Origin of the sequence: Acinetobacter sp. UBA6720, assembly GCF_002454215.1 — a bacterium.
GTDB lineage: Bacteria > Pseudomonadota > Gammaproteobacteria > Pseudomonadales > Moraxellaceae > Acinetobacter.
On sequence record NZ_DKIK01000124.1, the window covers coordinates 1 to 16,595 of the forward strand.

Below are 16,595 nucleotides of genomic sequence, written 5' to 3' on the forward strand. Positions count from 1 at the left end.
ACACCTACTTTGCACATTTATCCAAAGAAGGTTTAGAAGAACGTTTAGACTTTTTATATCCACCAGAAACGCGTGATGAATACTGGCCTGAAAAACGTAAAGAATATGATGATCGTTTAGAGTATGAAATCGGGACCATTCTTAAAATGGGTTTCCCAGGCTACTTCTTGATTGTCATGGACTTTATCCAATGGTCCAAAGGTAATGGCGTGCCCGTTGGTCCAGGCCGTGGTTCAGGTGCAGGTTCGTTGGTTGCCTACAGCTTAAAAATTACAGATCTCGACCCTCTCCCATACGGGCTACTTTTTGAACGCTTCTTAAACCCAGAACGTGTTTCAATGCCCGACTTCGATGTCGATTTCTGTATTGCTGGTCGTGACCGTGTCATTGACTATGTGGCGCGTACCTATGGACGCGATGCAGTATCACAAATTGCCACTTTCGGTACCATGGCAGCCAAAGGTGCTATTCGTGATGTGGCACGTGTCTTGGGTAAATCCTATGGTTTGGCTGACCGAATCTCAAAAATGATTCCGACCAAACCTTTAGGTTTAAGCCTTGAAGAGTCGATTGAAGCAGAGCCACAGCTGAAAGACATTGTCACTAACCCATCCAACCCAGACAATGACGATGCGGCTGAAATTTGGGAAATGGCATTAAAACTCGAAGGCATTACCCGTAACACAGGTAAACACGCAGGTGGCGTGGTCATTTCCCCGACTAAAATTACCGACTTTTCTGCCGTGCTGTGTGACGCAGATGGTACAGGCCGTGTTGCGCAGTATGATAAAGACGACGTTGAATCTGCTGGTCTAGTAAAGTTCGACTTCTTGGGTCTACGTAACTTAACGGTTATTGAAGATGCCGTGAAGAATATCAATAAGCGCATTAAGCTCGATGTGCCTTTAGACATTGCCTTCATTCCGCTTGATGACAAAGATGCATACCTCATCTTTGCCAATGCCAACACTACAGCCGTCTTCCAGTTTGAATCCGTGGGCATGAAAAAAATGCTCAAGGAAGCACGTCCAAGCAAATTTGAAGAAATTATCGCCTTTGTATCCCTTTACCGTCCAGGCCCGATGGACCTGATCCCGGACTTTATCCACCGTATGCATGGTGGTGAGTTTGAATATCTCCATCCCCTACTTGAAGGTGTACTTGAACCGACTTACGGCATTATGGTTTACCAAGAACAGGTGATGCAGGCAGCACAGTATTGTGCGGGCTATAGCTTAGGTGGTGCGGACTTACTACGTCGTGCGATGGGTAAGAAAAAGCCCGAAGAAATGGTCAAACAGCGCCAAATTTTCACGGAAGGTGCAGCCAAAAAAGACATTGATGAAGCAACTGCCAACCATATCTTTGACTATATGGAAAAGTTCGCAGGTTATGGCTTTAACAAATCACATGCCGCAGCTTATGCACTGGTTGCCTATCAAACCGCATGGCTCAAAGCGCATTATCCAGCTGAATTCTTAGCAGCAGTGATGTCATCGGAAATGCAAAACACCGATAACGTGGTGTTCTTGATTGATGACTGTCGACACAATGATATAGATGTATTGCCACCTTCGGTCAATATGTCTATCTATCAATTCCATGCTTCGGACGACAAAACGATCGTCTATGGACTCGGTGCAATTAAAGGCGTCGGTGAAGCCGCGATGCAGTCAGTCATTGACTCGCGTATCCAAGATGGGCCGTATCGTGACTTGTTTGATTTCTGCCATCGTATTGATCTGAAAAAAATCAATAAACGGACTTTAGAAGCATTAATTCGCTCAGGTGCTTTAGACTGTCTTGGTATTGAGCGCTCCAGTTTAATGGCGCAACTTCCAGAAGCAGTACAAGCGGCGGAGCAAGCTCGTTCAAACCGTGAAACAGGCATCATGGACTTGTTTGGTGAGGTTGAAGAAGTACAGCGTAAACCTGCCAAACCTGTGAAACCGTGGTCAGATGAAGTCCGTCTCAAAGGTGAAAAAGACACCTTAGGTTTGTATTTAACTGGTCACCCAATTGATGTATACCGTGCAGAGCTGAAAGCATTTATTCCAAATAAAATCAATGAACTCACCCCTACACGTCGTGGGGTAACCACTGTTTTTGCTGGTCTTGTAGTCGATGTAGCCAACTTTCCAAACCGAATGATGGTCACCTTAGATGATGGGACTGCCCGAATTGAAGTCTCTGCGAATCATGAACGCTTTATGCGTTTTAAAGACATCATTCAAAATGAAAAAGTGGTGGTGATTGAAGGTGAAATTTACGAGCGTGAAGGCTTTGACCGTCCAATGGGACGCTTGACCAAAGCATTTACCCTAAATGAAATTCGCCAAAAACGTGCCAACTGTATTCAAATTCGCCTTGACCCAACGCATAGTACGAAAGCACTGAACCAAGATTTGAAAAATATTCTTGCACCCTTCTGTAATGTCGATATGTGTAATCACATTCCGCTACAATTACTGTTGGACTACCCGTATGCCACAGCTGAATTGCACTTAGGGATCAATTGGAAAGTGGCACCGCTAGATGAACTGCTGTCTAAACTTCGTGACTATTTTGGTAAAGAAAATCTTCATGTGGAATATCAAGTCAAATCTAAAGCTGCCAAAGCGGTCAGCTATGAAGAAGCCAAACCCGTAGATGTACCACCGCCACCTGCGGATATGAGCATGGATGATGCCATGGACTTATATCAGGCTGAGGTCGGTCAGTTCTCTTAAATATTTTCAAATTTTAAAATTCATTGGAAAAATCATGAGCCAATTTGACAATGCCGCTGTTTCAGCGCATCTCTCCCATGTGCGTATTGTCATGGTCAATACTACACTCCCTGCGAACATTGGAAGCGCATTACGTGCCATGAAAACAATGGGACTCTCAAAGCTGGTTTTGGTTGCGCCAAAAACCTATCCACATCCCGATATTGATGCTTTAGCAGCGGGTGCAACTGATTTAATCGCGCAGATTGAAATTGTTGAAACCCTTGCCGATGCCATCAAAGACTGCCATTTAGTGTTTGGTACCAGTGCACGTAGTCGTACTATTCCTTGGCCTTTGCTAGACGCACGTCCTGCGGCAGAAAAATCAATTTCAGCAGTGCTGAGTGATCAACAAGATGTTGCTGTGGTCTTTGGTCGTGAAGACCGCGGACTGACCAATGAAGAACTGGCGATGGCCAACTACCACGTTACTATTCCAGTCAATACAGACTATGGCGTACTGAATGTAGCTCAAGCTATTCAGGTCATCTGTTATGAAATGCGTATGGCAACTTTGGCTGCTGTAGAAAGTGGTGAAGATGAAGCTGCAACCATGCCTGTGACAGATACAGAGTCCATGCAGTGGGATGAGCCTTTGGTCACACATGAGCAAATGGAACAGTTCTATCCACACATTGAAAAAATGTTGGCTGAAATTGAATTTTTAGATCCAAAAAATCCGCGATTATTGCCTTTACGCTTGCGTCGCCTTTTTGGACGTATACAATTAGATCGTATGGAATATCATTTACTTCGTGGTATTTTTAGTCGTGTACAAGCCTTAAATAATGGCACATGGAAAAAGTCAAATACGGATCAAATAGAGGATCAATCTAATGCTTAAACAGCTCAAAGAAGATGTACAAGCTGTATTCGCGCGCGATCCTGCAGCACGAAACACTTTAGAAGTTCTAACCACATACCCAGGTATCCACGCGTTGATCATGCACCGTATGGCGCATGAATTATGGAAAAAGGAATGTAAGGGCTCTGCACGCTTATTGTCTTCTTTCAGCCGTTTTGCAACAGGGATTGAAATTCACCCAGGCGCTAAAATTGGTCGTCGTTTTTTTATCGACCACGGCATGGGCGTTGTGATTGGTGAAACAGCTGAAATTGGCGATGATGTAACCCTCTATCACGGTGTAACTTTAGGCGGTACAACTTGGAATAAAGGCAAACGCCATCCGACTTTAGAAGACGGCGTAGTTGTTGGTGCAGGCGCTAAAATTTTAGGCCCCTTTACAGTCGGTAAGAATGCGAAGGTTGGCTCAAATGCAGTTGTGACAAAAGCAGTACCTGCCGATACCACTGCCGTTGGCAATCCAGCGCGTTTCATATCAAAAGATAAACCAAAAGATGAGGCTGAAACACATCGTCGTGATTATGCAGAAAGTATCGGCTTCCAAGCTTATGCTGCAACGCAAGACCAGTCCGATCCTATACTTGAAGGCATGCGCGTCCTGCTCGACCGTATTCAGTTGAATGAAAAACGTATGAATACCTTATGCCAACGTTTGTCGTTACTTGATCCAACCTTTAAAAAACAGCAACAAAATGAACAACCCTTTAGTGCTGAAGAACTGAAAATTTTGGAAGACGTTCGCCGTGAATGTGAAGCTCAAAGCACTCCATCAAATGATTAAACATGAAAAGTGTTAGTTTTTGAAAACCAGCCTATAGCAAGCCTTGCATGTTCCTCAGAGTTTTCTTAGACTGACGGACATGCCTTTTACACCACTTCTTAAAATAATGAATGGATGAACCTTATGATGCTTAAACCCTTAGCGGTTGCTGTACTTACAGTGTCGTTTTTAACAGCGTGTAGCACAACCCCACCGAAAAATAATAACAATACCATTGTGTTTACTGAGCCTGAATTAACTGCACCGTTTTACGCATTAAATCCATTTAACTATGATGCGCCTCCTCCGTTTGAAATTAATTTAAAAAAGGCTGCTTCACAACCTGTAACCAAGATGGAAGTGACACGTTCTGATGATCCATCGAAGAAAATGGTTTTAGACACCAATAAGTTGATTATTCCAACTGTTAATAGCAAAGAACGTCAGTTGAAATACGCGGTGCTGGCAGGTGACAACGAAGTCGACATCACTGAAATTGATGACTTCTTGCAGTTGGTTGAAGGTAAAGCACGCCATTACCCACCTCGTTTTACAGAGCGCCAAGAACGTAAAGGTTTTGAGTCAAAATTAAAAGAAGTGACCCAGCAGTTAGATACGTTGGCATCAAAAGACAATGCATCATTTGATGTACTCATTCGTGCATTCAAAGCTAGCGTTATGGCTCGTAATTTAGACTTAGGTTCCGTGTATACCACCAAATCTTTAACTTATGCTCAGCGTATTTTAAAGCTTAATCAAGAAGACCCTGAAGCAAACTTCTGGTTTGGTTTTGCCCTGTCTGAAGGGGGTGGTCAACGTGAAGCTATGCCGTATTTAGATAAAGCCATGAAGTCTGGTGTTCAAGAAGCTTATTTAGCGAGTGCAAATAACTACATCGCGATGGAACAGAAGAAGAATGCGGTGCAAACGCTGAAAAACTACAAGTTGAAATACCCTCAAGAAGCTGAAGTTGCAGATCGCTTGATTACTGAAATTGAAAAACAAGGTCGTTGGAATGTTTGGCAAGTATTAAATACGAGCAAATAATTCGCTACTTTTGTAACACACTCTAAAATAGACCGAACTTTTCGGTCTATTTTTTTTTGAGCGAATTGATAAATCCGAGAATTATCGTATGATTTAAAAAATTCAAAAAAATAGATCGCAGTAGACTCGTTTATGCCTAAATACATCCGTAGCACCTTAATGCTCACTGCTCTGATTTCTATCTTGAGTGGTTGCCAAGTGGTCAGTGTAAAAAATCAATCACTGAACGTCACCATTAACAACGAACGTGAAAGTATTTTAACGCGCGATAAGCTCAGTGAAGCAAGTCTGAATGTGTTATCTATGACAGGCAGAGAAGCCAAAGTCTGTTCTGAACAGCCTGAGGAATGTGTGAACGAACTCAAACAAATTCCCCAAATTCAGGATGAGCAATTACTATCAACGGCAAGTGAACTTTATCTTGCCAAAGCACTTTCTTTAGAAAAATCATCGGCATGTAAAATCAGTATTTTGGTTAAGACGCAGTCAGAAGAAAAAAAGGCTGTTCAAAAGCAAAATTACCAAAACTGTTTAGATCAACAGCTCGGCATGCTCGATAAAAGTATTCGCTATAGTTATGCTTATATGTTTAAAACTAAACGTGGCCCACAAGATCGAATTTTTGATAACCGTCAAGTACAACTTCGAGACTTTTATAACCAAGCAATTGCCAAACTAGTTAGTGCTTATGGTTTACGTTATGAGCCTTCAGATGTTACGACCCAAATCCAAGTCGGCAAAAGCATTTATCGCATTAATTTCGACAAATATTCACTTTTAAAAAATCAAAAAATTGAACAACTCATGTCGACGTATAATTTGAACTTTTCAGGTTTGCGTTCAATTACCCGTCGAGATGGATTTGGTTCTGAGTTTTTAATTGTACTGCCTGCAGAACCTCACGACATCTCACCTGAAAAAACAAAATATATTGTTGATCCATTACATCATCAGTATACAAATGGCCATAATCCCAATATCCATAATGCTCGTTATTTAGCAGCGACCATCACAGCCCAACCTCGTTCTGCGGCAAATGTGGATGAAATCTTAAATAGTCCAGAGTTTGAGATGACAGCCTATGATCCATATAAATATGAAACTGCTGAAATAGCTGGAAAGACTTATCCACTGGCAGCAAATTTTTCAGCACCATATGGCTTATGGCTGGCACAAAATAATCTAGGTAAGTCTGCTTATTTGTCACTGATAGATCGTGATGAACGCCTGACCATGCCTCATTTGTATATGCTTGAACCTTATAACCCGAACAAGAAAGTCATCGTTCTTATTCACGGTCTTGCAAGCAGTCCTGAGGCATGGATTCGTCTAACCAACGATGTAATGGGTGACCCTGTATTGCGTGAGCATTACCAAGTGTGGCAGGTTTTCTACTCCACAAACATGCCTATTCTGGAGAGTCGCTTTCAAATTTATGCAGTGATCCAACAAGCTTTTAGTCAAGTCGATAACAAAGCTTCTGCAAAAAAAGACGCAGTGCTGATTGGGCATAGCATGGGGGGCATTATTGCGCGGCTTTTAGTCAGTGATGCAGACTTAACATCTGCAGCAATCAAATTACTTCCAGATTGGCGCGCCAAACAATTTAAAAATGATCCATTATTTAAATCACGCTTAGATATTCAGCCAATTCCAAACTTTAGTCGTGCCATTTTCTTGGCAGCACCACATCGAGGAACAGAATTTGCTGACCGTTGGTTTACCCTTGCTGCGCGTAAAGTAATTAAACTACCAGGTGCTTTTTTAGGTGCATTAACTGATGTATTACAAAGTAGTGACCCTGATCTACAAGCATTTATCAAAGATATAGATAATGGGTTAATTCAAAATGGCCCAAGCGACCTCAGTAAAAACTCTAAATTTACTCAGTTAACTAAAAATATTGTTCCGTATAAGGGGATGAAATTTCACAGTATTATGGGGAATATGACCAACAGTAATGATATCAATGTGATTACTGATGATGTCGTACCTTATACCAGTGCCCATCTGGATGGGGCATTGTCTGAGAAAATTATTAAAGGTGGACATTCTATTCAGGAAACCCCTGAAGCGGTACTTGAGTTGCGCCGTATTCTGCGACTACACCTTACAGAATTGGGACTATATAAACCTTGATCATAAAAAGCCTAAACTTTTGTTTAGGCTTTTTTTATTTACTTCGTTTATATCAACAGTTGAGTCGTTAATAGGTACAGCCAACTACAATACTTCTCAACCCTTGTATTCGTGGGATACTACAATTTTTATTTAAACAATCCCACCATTGACCCGAAGTATTTGGGCATTGACCCAATTACTTCCTTCATTGACTGCAAAATCTAATACAGCAGCAATATCCTCAACTGTACCTAAACGCTCTAAAGGCGCCGCCTGAATTAGCCGTGCAATCAGTTCATCACTTTTCCCTTCGAGAAAAAGCGCTGTTGCTGTTGGCCCTGGTGCAATCGCATTCACCGTAATATTTTTACCTCTTAACTCTTTGGCTAAAATCGCAGTTAAAGACTCTATGGCAGCTTTTGACGCAGTATAAACACCATAAGTCTCAAGCTTCATACCCACAACACTGCTGGATAAGTTAATAATTTTACCGCCATGAGCCAAGCGCTTGGCCGCTTCACGCATGGTATATAATGGTCCTTTTAGATTGATTGCCAAAAGTTGATCAATCGTTTCATCATCCACGTCTTCAATTTTATTGAGTCGCATAATGCCTGCATTATTCATCAGCACATCCAGTCTGCCATAAGTCTGAATTGCATAATCAAATAACTGAGTCACTTCATCTGAATGGCTAATATTTGCCTTAAATGCTGTTGCTGTTCCACCATTCGCTTGAATTTTTTGCACCACAGCATTTGCCTCTTGATCATTATTGGCATAATTAATGATGATGCTATGTCCTTGCTGGGCCAATAAACTTGCTGTAAATGCCCCTATACCTCTTGAGGCCCCTGTAATTAAAATTACTTTTTTCTGTTTTTCTTGCACTGCTGTATTCATTGATGACCTCATCGAGTGAAACTTACCATGGGATACGTTCTATGATACTGTTCATAAATAGCAAGATAATCTAGCCAGTTCTGACATCTTTATCCGAATTAGCCGAACAAAGGATCTACAAAAAGATGGATAAGAAATAGGCTTGAAAAAGAAGAGGACTAGAGCTATCAGTTGAGTTACCACACCAAACTCACAACTCTAGTCCTTATGTTCGATAGTACAGAATTATTTTGTGCAATTGATGATTTCTTCTTAAAATTTGAAGCGACTTACTGGAAATTTCTTAAAGAATGTAACCATTGTCTAAGAATTCGAACCGCTCAACTGAGTATTTCAGAAATCATCTTCATTGCGATTTAGTATAAATGTTCTCATTTTAATAACTTCAAAGCATTCTTCTCCTCGTTAAAACAAGACAAAAGCCATTTATTTAAAAGTTTACCCTGTTATCAGCGCATGATTTATTTAGTGAATACACATCAACTCGCTTTACATGCCTTGCATTTCGCTGTGATGAAAGATCATCAAAGTTCGTATTTATGGATTGATTCAATTACTTTGCCAGTCTGTAAAAATCAGCGTATTCAGCGACATAAATCCATATCATCAATTGCAACGCGTGGTAAAAGCTCAATGGGATGGTTCTTTGGTTGTAAGCTACATTTACTGATGAATCAATCAGGTGAGATTGTGAACTCAGTTTTATCTAATGAACATACAGCAGACATCAAAATGGCTAAACAGTTGGTAGAAGGATTAAAAGCAAAGCTTTATAAAGCAGCGCAACAAAATAGAAACGTTATTTAGTTTGCTCAAAGGGAAATATAATTTGGTAACAATTAACGAGAGAAGTGTTGAAGGCTATTTAGCTGGTATTTATGCCTCTTTATGTGCTTACCAATTATGTCATCAAAACAAGCCAATCATTCGGGTTGTGGAAGCATTGGCTTAAACAGGATTCGGGTTATCAGTATAATGATAAATTTCTTCTAATATCTCAAAATCATTTACAATTTTACCTGTTTTACTACATATACCCATTAGTCTCAGCCCTTGTATATTTCCAGCAGAAACTAAGTTTGATCTATTTTCATTATCACGCATTAAACATAATGATATTATCTTAGATACATCCATCTCATCAATATTAATAGTGCTAAAATCTCGTACACTTCGGTGACGTACTATGCCTTTCTCAATATATATTCTTTTAGTAAATATTTTTTCACTAGTATTAAGATTAAAACCAATATGAGGTCCAGAATAACTAAGACTACAAAAGCTATGTATATCCAAAACCGAATGAAGTTCTTTATGTTGATAGTCTTTTAAATTCATAACTCTATACTTCTGTAATTGAATATATACATAAATTTCTTAAAGAATTATTTAAAGGATTTTTCAATGCATTTTTCATAATTCCTTCAAGTTCAAATTTAGAATTTTTGCAAATCTTTATGGCATTAATATTTTCCTGGTCTACAAAAGCTTCAATTCTATTAAATTTAAGATCATTTTTTAAAAAATTAATCAGAATTTTCATAGCTTCTGTCATATAGCCATTTTTAGAGTAACAAGAATTTCCCCATATACCAATTTCTCCTCTTGGAATATTCCATTTTATATTATGTAAGCCAATCAATCCTATTAGCTTATTAGAGTTGTTAATTCTAATTGTAAAAACAATTTCTTTATTTCTTTCAAATTGTTCTTTCATAAACCTACAAAAATTTATTGAATTCTCTATACTAGGTTCTTCTAATGCCCATATCATTGTTGCAGGAAATTCCCTCAATTTATCAAGTGAACATTGAATAGCTTCATAAATTTCTTTAGCATCCTCAACAATTAAAGATCTTAAAAAAACTCTCTCTCCTCTCAAATTTTTATTATCTAAATTATTCAATTCAAAATTATGATTCATATAACACCTTATTCATCAGTAAATTCTAAAATTTCTTGCTTTACCAAAACCTCAATAATATAATCAATATTATTTTCAACTTCAGGAAATTTACAAATTAAGTCATTAATAGTTGCGCCAGCACAATCCAAAATATACTTCAATATTAAAACTATTCTATTATAATCAATGACATTAAAATTTAATTCCTTTAATTTAATTAAAGCACTTTCAAGAAAAATTGAGGGAATAGTTACTTTTTTAGTATAATTTTTCTCTATAATATGTGGATTAAAATAATCAATTGAGAATTTAGATTTTATACGTTCTTCTTTTACTACTGCTTCTAGAAAATTCCTCAAATTATTCTTATCAGATATTGCATCAAATATTTTATCTTGAGCTTTTAATAAAATTTCATCAACATTTTCAGTCATTCTTAATGATTTTCTACATTCTAAGGAAACAACTGATGAAGGTCAAATTTATTACGAACGTTGTAAGTATATCTTGGACTATATCAATGAATCAGATCATGATTTTCTCAATGCAAAACCTCAAGGAACCTTAAAGATAGAAGTACATGGAGTGTTTGCTGCGTATTTTATTTTGCCTCATCTGCATAAGTTTCAAAGTGAATATCCTGGCATTCAGGTACAACTGACAGAAAGTGACCGCTATGTCGATGTGATTAAGGAAGGCATTGATTGTGTTATTCGTATTGGACAACTGAACAAGAGTGAACTAATTGTAAGACACTTAGGTCATTTGCAACAAATAACTCTTGCGAGTCCAAGGTATTTGGAAAAGCGCGGTACTCCAAATCATTTAGATGATCTGCATGAGCATTTTATGGTGGGCTTCTATTCAAGTGCACGCCAGAAACATCTGCCACTCGAATTTATCATTCAAAACAAAACGCAACTTTATGACTTGCCTTTCAATATTCAAGTCAACGGAGCAAATACCTATTCAGCCGCAGCCCAACAGCATTTTGGTATTATTCAAGTGCCTCACTATGCTCATATCAAAGTGCTAGAACAAGGATTGCTTTGCCGAATTTTAGAACACTATACTGTACCGTCTATGCCTGTGTCTCTGCTCTATCCGTCTAAAAGATTGGTTTCACCTAAACAAAAAGTCTTTATTGAATGGATATTACAATTGTTTAAGGATCATCCCATCGTATAATCTTGGGTCTTTTTATGAATCAATATTCAACCTAGATAAGCAAGAAAATACCAATACCTTATCTTTCCAAAAATCGTAACCCCACGCCTGCAATGGTAAAAATATATTTTGGAGTAACCGCAGAATCTCCAACTTTAGTCCTCAGTTTTTTCACCAAGATTCGAAGATAATGAGTATCGTCTTCATGGCTAATGCCCCATAACTCCGTCATAATTTGCTTTTGCGTAACGATCTTACCCTGATGGCGAATCAATAGTGTTAACAGTTGAAATTCTTTTTTGGTCAGAATAATTTCTTCATTCGCGAACCTCACTACATGTTCAGCCACATCCACAGATAATTGACCATCATCAAATACAATATTCTGTTCAGACTGTTGTGGTTTATTGCGAAACATCACCCGAATACGGGCACATAATTCCTGAATGCTAAACGGTTTGGTGACATAGTCGTTTGCACCCGCATCGAGCAATTTAATTTTTTGATTTTCATCAGGACGGGCAGATAACACAATCACAGGAATATCTGACCATTGCCTCATCTCGGTCAATACCTGCTGTCCTTCCATATCCGGTAAACCCAAATCTAAAATCAGTAAATCCGCACCTCGTGTTGCCAAAATTTCTAAGCCTTTCATGCCATTTTCAGCAACATGCACCTGATAACCTTGTGCACGTAAGGCAATGTCTAAAAATTTTCGAATTTGAGGTTCATCATCAATAATCAGAATTGATGCATTTGGATAAATTGTTTGCGGCATAAATAATAATTTTAATCCTGATGTAACGGTAATCGTATGCGAATTAAGGTACCTTGACCATCTGTTCCAGCAAAAGCTTCGATACTGCCCATATGTGCGCCAATAATGGCTTTGACAATCGCCAGCCCTAAACCTGTTCCCGTTTTACCACGATCACCACGCTGCATGGTGTAGAACATATCAAAGATTTGCTCACGTTCATCTTCGGGAATGCCAATCCCTTGATCGATAATGTCAATTTGCAGAAATTGTTCCTCTTGCTGAATCTTCACTTCAATCGGAACATCATTTGGTGAAAATTTAGCGGCATTTTCCAAGACATTAAAAATGGCTTGTTCAATCAAAGCAGGATGCACATACAATTGCGGAAGTTCTTCCGCCAAAGCAACTTCGATTTTCACCTCAGGCTGATAGCGTTTCAGTCGTTGAGTTGCCGAGCCAATCAGTTCATCTGCACCGATCCAAGCACGACTTAAAGTCAAACCCTGATGACCTAGTCGAGTCATATCCAATAGGTTTTGTATATAACGATCCAGTCGTTCCCCTTCAATGTGAATAGTGTCTAATAATTCATGGCGATCGCTTTCAGGCATCTGTTCGCCATAATATTTAAGCGTATCTGCTGAACCAATCATCGCGGCTAAGGGTGAACGTAAATCATGCGAGACCGAAGAAAGTAAGGCGGAACGCAACTTTTCCGTTTCAGCCACCACACGAGAATTTTCTAACTGTAAAGACAGTTGTACCCGAGCAACAGTTTGCGCAATATCTTCAATCATCAACTCAGTTAAACGTTGTAATTCAAAACTGATGGTTTGAGCATTTTGATGAAAGCGAATTGCAATTACGCCATATTCTTTCACCAAATTTAATGGAATAAACCACCATTCAGAATTAGTCAGTGTGTTGGTAAAGCGTCCACAGGGTTTCGCATTCTTCTGCGTCCAATCTGCGGCTATTTGATCTTTTTCATTTAAGGCAGATATATCACCCAAAGACTGATTTTCAACTTTTAACCAAACCATGGCATTTAATGAGGTTTCCAGATGTTGTTTGGCGACATTTAACACCTGTTCAATATCTACACAGGTTGATAGCTTTCTTTCCAATTCTTGCAACTGTAACGAGACTGAATTTGCAGCACGTAAACTCAAGACCTGCGCACGTAATTGGTTGGCTAAACGCCCAACCAGTAAGGCTGAGACAATAAACGTAATGATGGTAATCACGCCTCGTTCAGCGCTAATCATAAAGGTAAATCGAGGTTCGATAAAAAAATAGTTGTAGAGTAAAAAACAGATGAATACGCTGATAATCGTGATCAACATGCGGGCGCGTATCGCAACCAGTAATACGGTCACAATAAAAATTAAGGCTAGGTCAGTATACCCAATAAAATGATCACTGATTGCTGCCACAATCAGTCCTAGCAACACAATGATAATACTTTCAAACACTTCACGTTGATTAAATGCTAAACCTTGTTCCAGCCAAGATGAATGAGCCACATCTTTCTGCAAACGCTTTTCATTATTTTTGACTTTTAAAGGCTGAACAAAGGTGATTTCAAAAGGATGTTGTTTCTCTAACAGTTGATCGGCAATATGATCTGAAAATAGGCGCTGCCATAACGATTTTTGAGGGCTTTTACCAAGTAAAATATTCGATGCACCATAATCATAAGCTGCCTGTAAAATGGTCGATGCAATATGATTGCTATAGAGTAAATAAGTGTCTGCACCGAGCTTACGTGCTAGATTAAAAGCCTTTGTCACTGCAAAGGATTGGGTCGTTTCAACCTTACTTTTTTGAATCGAAATGACGCTCCACATTGCATTGCGTCTTTCCGCAATCCGATGGGCACGGCGTACCAAATCTTCAGAGAATTCAGAACCATCTATCGCCAACATGACATGATTTTGAATCGGGATGATCTGCCCTTGTGCAACAAACTTTTCTCGATAATCAATATCGACCTGCCCTGCAACAGTTTGAATCGCTAGATCACGTAACGCCGTCAAATTTGCAGCTTTAAAAAAACCTTGTAATGCATGAGGGGCAACATCGGCGAAATAAATCTTGCCATGATTCATCCGTTCTAATAATTCTGGAACAGGTAAATCAACCAATCGAATATCTTTCAAACGTTTCAGTAATGCATCGGGGACGGTTTCAGTTACCCGAATCCCCGTAATTTGAAAAACCACATCATTGAGGCTTTCCAAATGCTGAATATTTAAGGTGCTATAGACATCAATGCCTGCATCCAACAACTCATTGACATCTTGCCAACGATATTCATGCCGACTATTGGGTACATTCCTATGGGCAAGTTCATCAACAAGCACAATTTGAGGCTTTAATTTAAGAATTTGGTCGAGATCCATCTCGTCTAACATTCGCCCTTGATATTCCACAGACTTTCTTGGAATAACATTCAGTCCTTGGATCAAACGTTCTGTATCAGACCGACCGTGGGTTTCCACTACACCCACCACCGCATGCTGCCCTTGCCGCATCAATTCATGCGCTCGGGTCAACATGGCATAGGTTTTCCCGACTCCAGGCGCAGCTCCCAAGAAAATGGTCAGACGTCCAGACTGTTCACGTTGACTATGTGCCAGCCATGCATCAGCTTTGTTATTACGGTCGATCTGCATAATTACGCTCTATCAACGTGTGGTCGAAGACAATTGATCTAAGGCTAAATTTAGCTGTAGTACATTCACTCGGGCTTGCCCATATACACCGAATTGTGCAGGCTGAATTTGTTGTTGTACCAAATCACGAACTTGCTGCTCAGGCAAATGATGTTGCTGTGCCACACGTTTCACCTGTAATAAAGCACTTTCAGGTGAAATATCTGGGTCGATTCCGCTTCCTGATGCTGTCACCATCTCATTTGGCACTTGTTGCTCAGTAATATGATTATTCTGGGCAAATTGCACTGTTCGCTCTTTAATTTGTTTTTGCAAATCAGGATTAGAAACCGCCAAATTACTGCCTGCCATCCCATCGACATTGTAACTTACAGCACTCGGTCGTCCATGGAAATATTGTTCACTAACAAAGTTTTGTCCTACCAAACTTGAACCAATAATTTTACCATTCAGTTCAATGACACTACCATTGGCTTGTTTGGGAAAGATCAACTGTGCAATCGAGACACTTGCTGTAGCGTACAACATGCCTGCAATGAAAAAACCAACCACGATCAAACCAAAACTCGGACGTAGGACTGAATGTCCTTGATTAGATAATGCCAAGTCCTGTTGATTCAATTGCTCATGACTCAATAAAGTATTCATTTCCAACTCCTAAATCCACAATGACACAACAAGGTCAATAAGCTTGATCACAATAAACGGAAAGATCACACCACCTACACCGTAAATCAGCATATTACGGCGTAACAATTGCAGCGCACTGGCAGGTTTGAATTGAACGCCTTTGAGTGCCAATGGAATCAACATTGGAATAATCAAAGCATTAAAGATCAAAGCGGAAATCACGGCACTGCTTGGACTACTCAACTGTAAAATATTCAGTACCCCAAGTTGTGGAATCGCCACGGCAAACAATGCAGGTAAAATCACAAAATACTTAGAGACGTCATTTGCCAACGAAAAAGTGGTTAATGCTCCACGAGTAATCAATTGCTGTTTACCAATTTCAACCACATCTAGCAATTTGGTTGGATCAGAATCCAAATCCACCATATTGCCAGCTTCTTTGGCAGCTTGCGTACCCGAATTCATGGCTAAACCAATATCTGCCTGCGCCAAAGCAGGTGCATCGTTGGTACCATCACCGACCATTGCGACTAATTTTCCTGCTGCTTGCTCGTTACGAATACAAGCCAATTTGTCCTCAGGTCTCGCTTCTGCAATATAGTCATCCACCCCTGCTTCAGCCGCAATCGCAGCCGCAGTCAATGGATTGTCTCCCGTGACCATAATGGTTTTGATACCCATCTCACGTAACAGCGCAAAGCGTTCTTTAATACCTTGTTTAATTACATCTGAGAGTTCAATCACCCCTAAAATACTGTGATTTGAAGCCACCACAAGTGGTGTTGCACCTTTAGAAGCCACTTGCTCTACACGGGTTTTAAGCTCAATGTTGTCTTTGATTTCTTGATGGGTAAAGTTAAGAATCGCGTCCACAGCACCTTTACGAATCGTTTGTCCAGTTGCTAGATTTACTCCTGAAAGACGAGTTGAGGCACTAAATTGAATGAACTCAGCATCTTTCGGCTCTTGGATACTTTCACCTAA

Annotated in this window: 13 protein-coding genes and 2 pseudogenes; 7 read left to right on the forward strand and 8 right to left on the reverse strand. The window is 39.7% G+C overall.

Annotated elements, in window-relative coordinates; translation table 11 throughout:
- The 5 genes from dnaE to B4F08_RS10695 all read left to right on the forward strand — a co-directional run.
- On the forward strand, positions 1-2,729 hold a 2,729-nt coding region (dnaE, locus tag B4F08_RS10675), incomplete at its 5' end, for a DNA polymerase III subunit alpha (protein WP_291374350.1).
- 34 nt (positions 2,730-2,763) lie between these two features.
- Positions 2,764-3,612, forward strand: a complete 849-nt coding sequence (locus tag B4F08_RS10680) for an RNA methyltransferase (RefSeq protein WP_291374351.1) — start codon at positions 2,764-2,766, stop codon at positions 3,610-3,612.
- Complete coding sequence (gene cysE / locus B4F08_RS10685; protein WP_086207760.1) at positions 3,605-4,414, forward strand: serine O-acetyltransferase; 810 nt, start codon at positions 3,605-3,607, stop codon at positions 4,412-4,414. Before B4F08_RS10680 ends, cysE begins: the two co-directional genes overlap by 8 nt.
- Positions 4,415-4,537: 123 nt before the next feature.
- Complete coding sequence (locus tag B4F08_RS10690) at positions 4,538-5,440, forward strand: ABUW_2363 family tetratricopeptide repeat lipoprotein (RefSeq protein ID WP_086207761.1); 903 nt, start codon at positions 4,538-4,540, stop codon at positions 5,438-5,440.
- Between the two features lie 132 nt (positions 5,441-5,572).
- A complete protein-coding gene (locus tag B4F08_RS10695) occupies positions 5,573-7,579 on the forward strand; it encodes an esterase/lipase family protein (protein WP_291374352.1) in 2,007 nt (668 codons plus the stop codon).
- Between the two features lie 132 nt (positions 7,580-7,711).
- On the opposite strand, the gene B4F08_RS10700 is transcribed toward B4F08_RS10695, so the two are convergent.
- Positions 7,712-8,464 carry an SDR family oxidoreductase gene (locus B4F08_RS10700; RefSeq protein ID WP_110975249.1) on the reverse strand — a complete coding sequence of 251 codons (753 nt, stop codon included), beginning with the start codon at positions 8,462-8,464 and terminating at the stop codon, positions 7,712-7,714.
- 207 nt (positions 8,465-8,671) lie between these two features.
- On the opposite strand from B4F08_RS10700, the pseudogene B4F08_RS10705 reads away from it, so the two are divergent.
- Positions 8,672-9,416, forward strand: a pseudogene (locus B4F08_RS10705) (IS982 family transposase).
- On the opposite strand, the gene B4F08_RS10710 reads toward B4F08_RS10705, so the two are convergent.
- Genes B4F08_RS10710 through B4F08_RS10720 form a run of 3 tightly spaced genes read right to left on the reverse strand, consistent with a single transcriptional unit; the run spans position 9,413 to position 10,804 of the window.
- Complete coding sequence (locus B4F08_RS10710; RefSeq protein ID WP_291374353.1) at positions 9,413-9,802, reverse strand: hypothetical protein; 390 nt, start codon at positions 9,800-9,802, stop codon at positions 9,413-9,415. The pseudogene B4F08_RS10705 and the gene B4F08_RS10710 sit on opposite strands and share 4 nt — an antisense overlap.
- A gap of 4 nt (positions 9,803-9,806) precedes the next feature.
- Positions 9,807-10,388: a GNAT family N-acetyltransferase gene (locus B4F08_RS10715; protein ID WP_291374354.1), complete on the reverse strand. Its 582-nt coding sequence runs from the start codon at positions 10,386-10,388 to the stop codon at positions 9,807-9,809.
- A gap of 8 nt (positions 10,389-10,396) precedes the next feature.
- Entirely contained in the window at positions 10,397-10,804 is a 408-nt protein-coding gene (locus B4F08_RS10720) for a hypothetical protein (RefSeq protein WP_291374355.1), read from the reverse strand.
- Between the two features lie 31 nt (positions 10,805-10,835).
- Here B4F08_RS10720 and B4F08_RS10725 point away from each other — a divergent pair.
- Positions 10,836-11,558: pseudogene (locus B4F08_RS10725) on the forward strand (LysR substrate-binding domain-containing protein); the annotation flags it as partial.
- Positions 11,559-11,616: 58 nt separating this feature from the next.
- On the opposite strand, the gene B4F08_RS10730 reads toward B4F08_RS10725, so the two are convergent.
- The 4 genes from B4F08_RS10730 to B4F08_RS10745 form a co-directional block, all read right to left on the reverse strand.
- A complete protein-coding gene (locus B4F08_RS10730) occupies positions 11,617-12,318 on the reverse strand; it encodes a response regulator (RefSeq protein WP_291374356.1) in 702 nt (233 codons plus the stop codon).
- Between the two features lie 11 nt (positions 12,319-12,329).
- Positions 12,330-14,978: a sensor histidine kinase gene (locus B4F08_RS10735; protein ID WP_291374357.1), complete on the reverse strand. Its 2,649-nt coding sequence runs from the start codon at positions 14,976-14,978 to the stop codon at positions 12,330-12,332.
- 12 nt (positions 14,979-14,990) lie between these two features.
- Positions 14,991-15,626, reverse strand: coding sequence for a potassium-transporting ATPase subunit KdpC (gene kdpC, locus B4F08_RS10740; protein ID WP_110975253.1), 636 nt, complete (start codon positions 15,624-15,626; stop codon positions 14,991-14,993).
- 9 nt (positions 15,627-15,635) lie between these two features.
- Positions 15,636-16,595: HAD-IC family P-type ATPase (locus B4F08_RS10745; protein WP_291374358.1), on the reverse strand; the 960-nt coding region annotated here is incomplete at its 5' end.

Bases quoted from the DNA above. Each gene is read 5' to 3' on its own strand.
- B4F08_RS10710 (WP_291374353.1), bottom strand. From the start codon at position 9,802: ATGAATTTAAAAGACTATCAACATAAAGAACTTCATTCGGTTTTGGAT.
- B4F08_RS10715 (WP_291374354.1), bottom strand. From the start codon at position 10,388: ATGAATCATAATTTTGAATTGAATAATTTAGATAATAAAAATTTGAGA.
- B4F08_RS10700 (WP_110975249.1), bottom strand. From the start codon at position 8,464: ATGAATACAGCAGTGCAAGAAAAACAGAAAAAAGTAATTTTAATTACA.
- B4F08_RS10690 (WP_086207761.1), top strand. From the start codon at position 4,538: ATGATGCTTAAACCCTTAGCGGTTGCTGTACTTACAGTGTCGTTTTTA.
- B4F08_RS10680 (WP_291374351.1), top strand. From the start codon at position 2,764: ATGAGCCAATTTGACAATGCCGCTGTTTCAGCGCATCTCTCCCATGTG.
- B4F08_RS10695 (WP_291374352.1), top strand. From the start codon at position 5,573: ATGCCTAAATACATCCGTAGCACCTTAATGCTCACTGCTCTGATTTCT.
- cysE (WP_086207760.1), top strand. From the start codon at position 3,605: ATGCTTAAACAGCTCAAAGAAGATGTACAAGCTGTATTCGCGCGCGAT.
- B4F08_RS10720 (WP_291374355.1), bottom strand. From the start codon at position 10,804: ATGACTGAAAATGTTGATGAAATTTTATTAAAAGCTCAAGATAAAATA.
- B4F08_RS10730 (WP_291374356.1), bottom strand. From the start codon at position 12,318: ATGCCGCAAACAATTTATCCAAATGCATCAATTCTGATTATTGATGAT.
- kdpC (WP_110975253.1), bottom strand. From the start codon at position 15,626: ATGAATACTTTATTGAGTCATGAGCAATTGAATCAACAGGACTTGGCA.
- B4F08_RS10735 (WP_291374357.1), bottom strand. From the start codon at position 14,978: ATGCAGATCGACCGTAATAACAAAGCTGATGCATGGCTGGCACATAGT.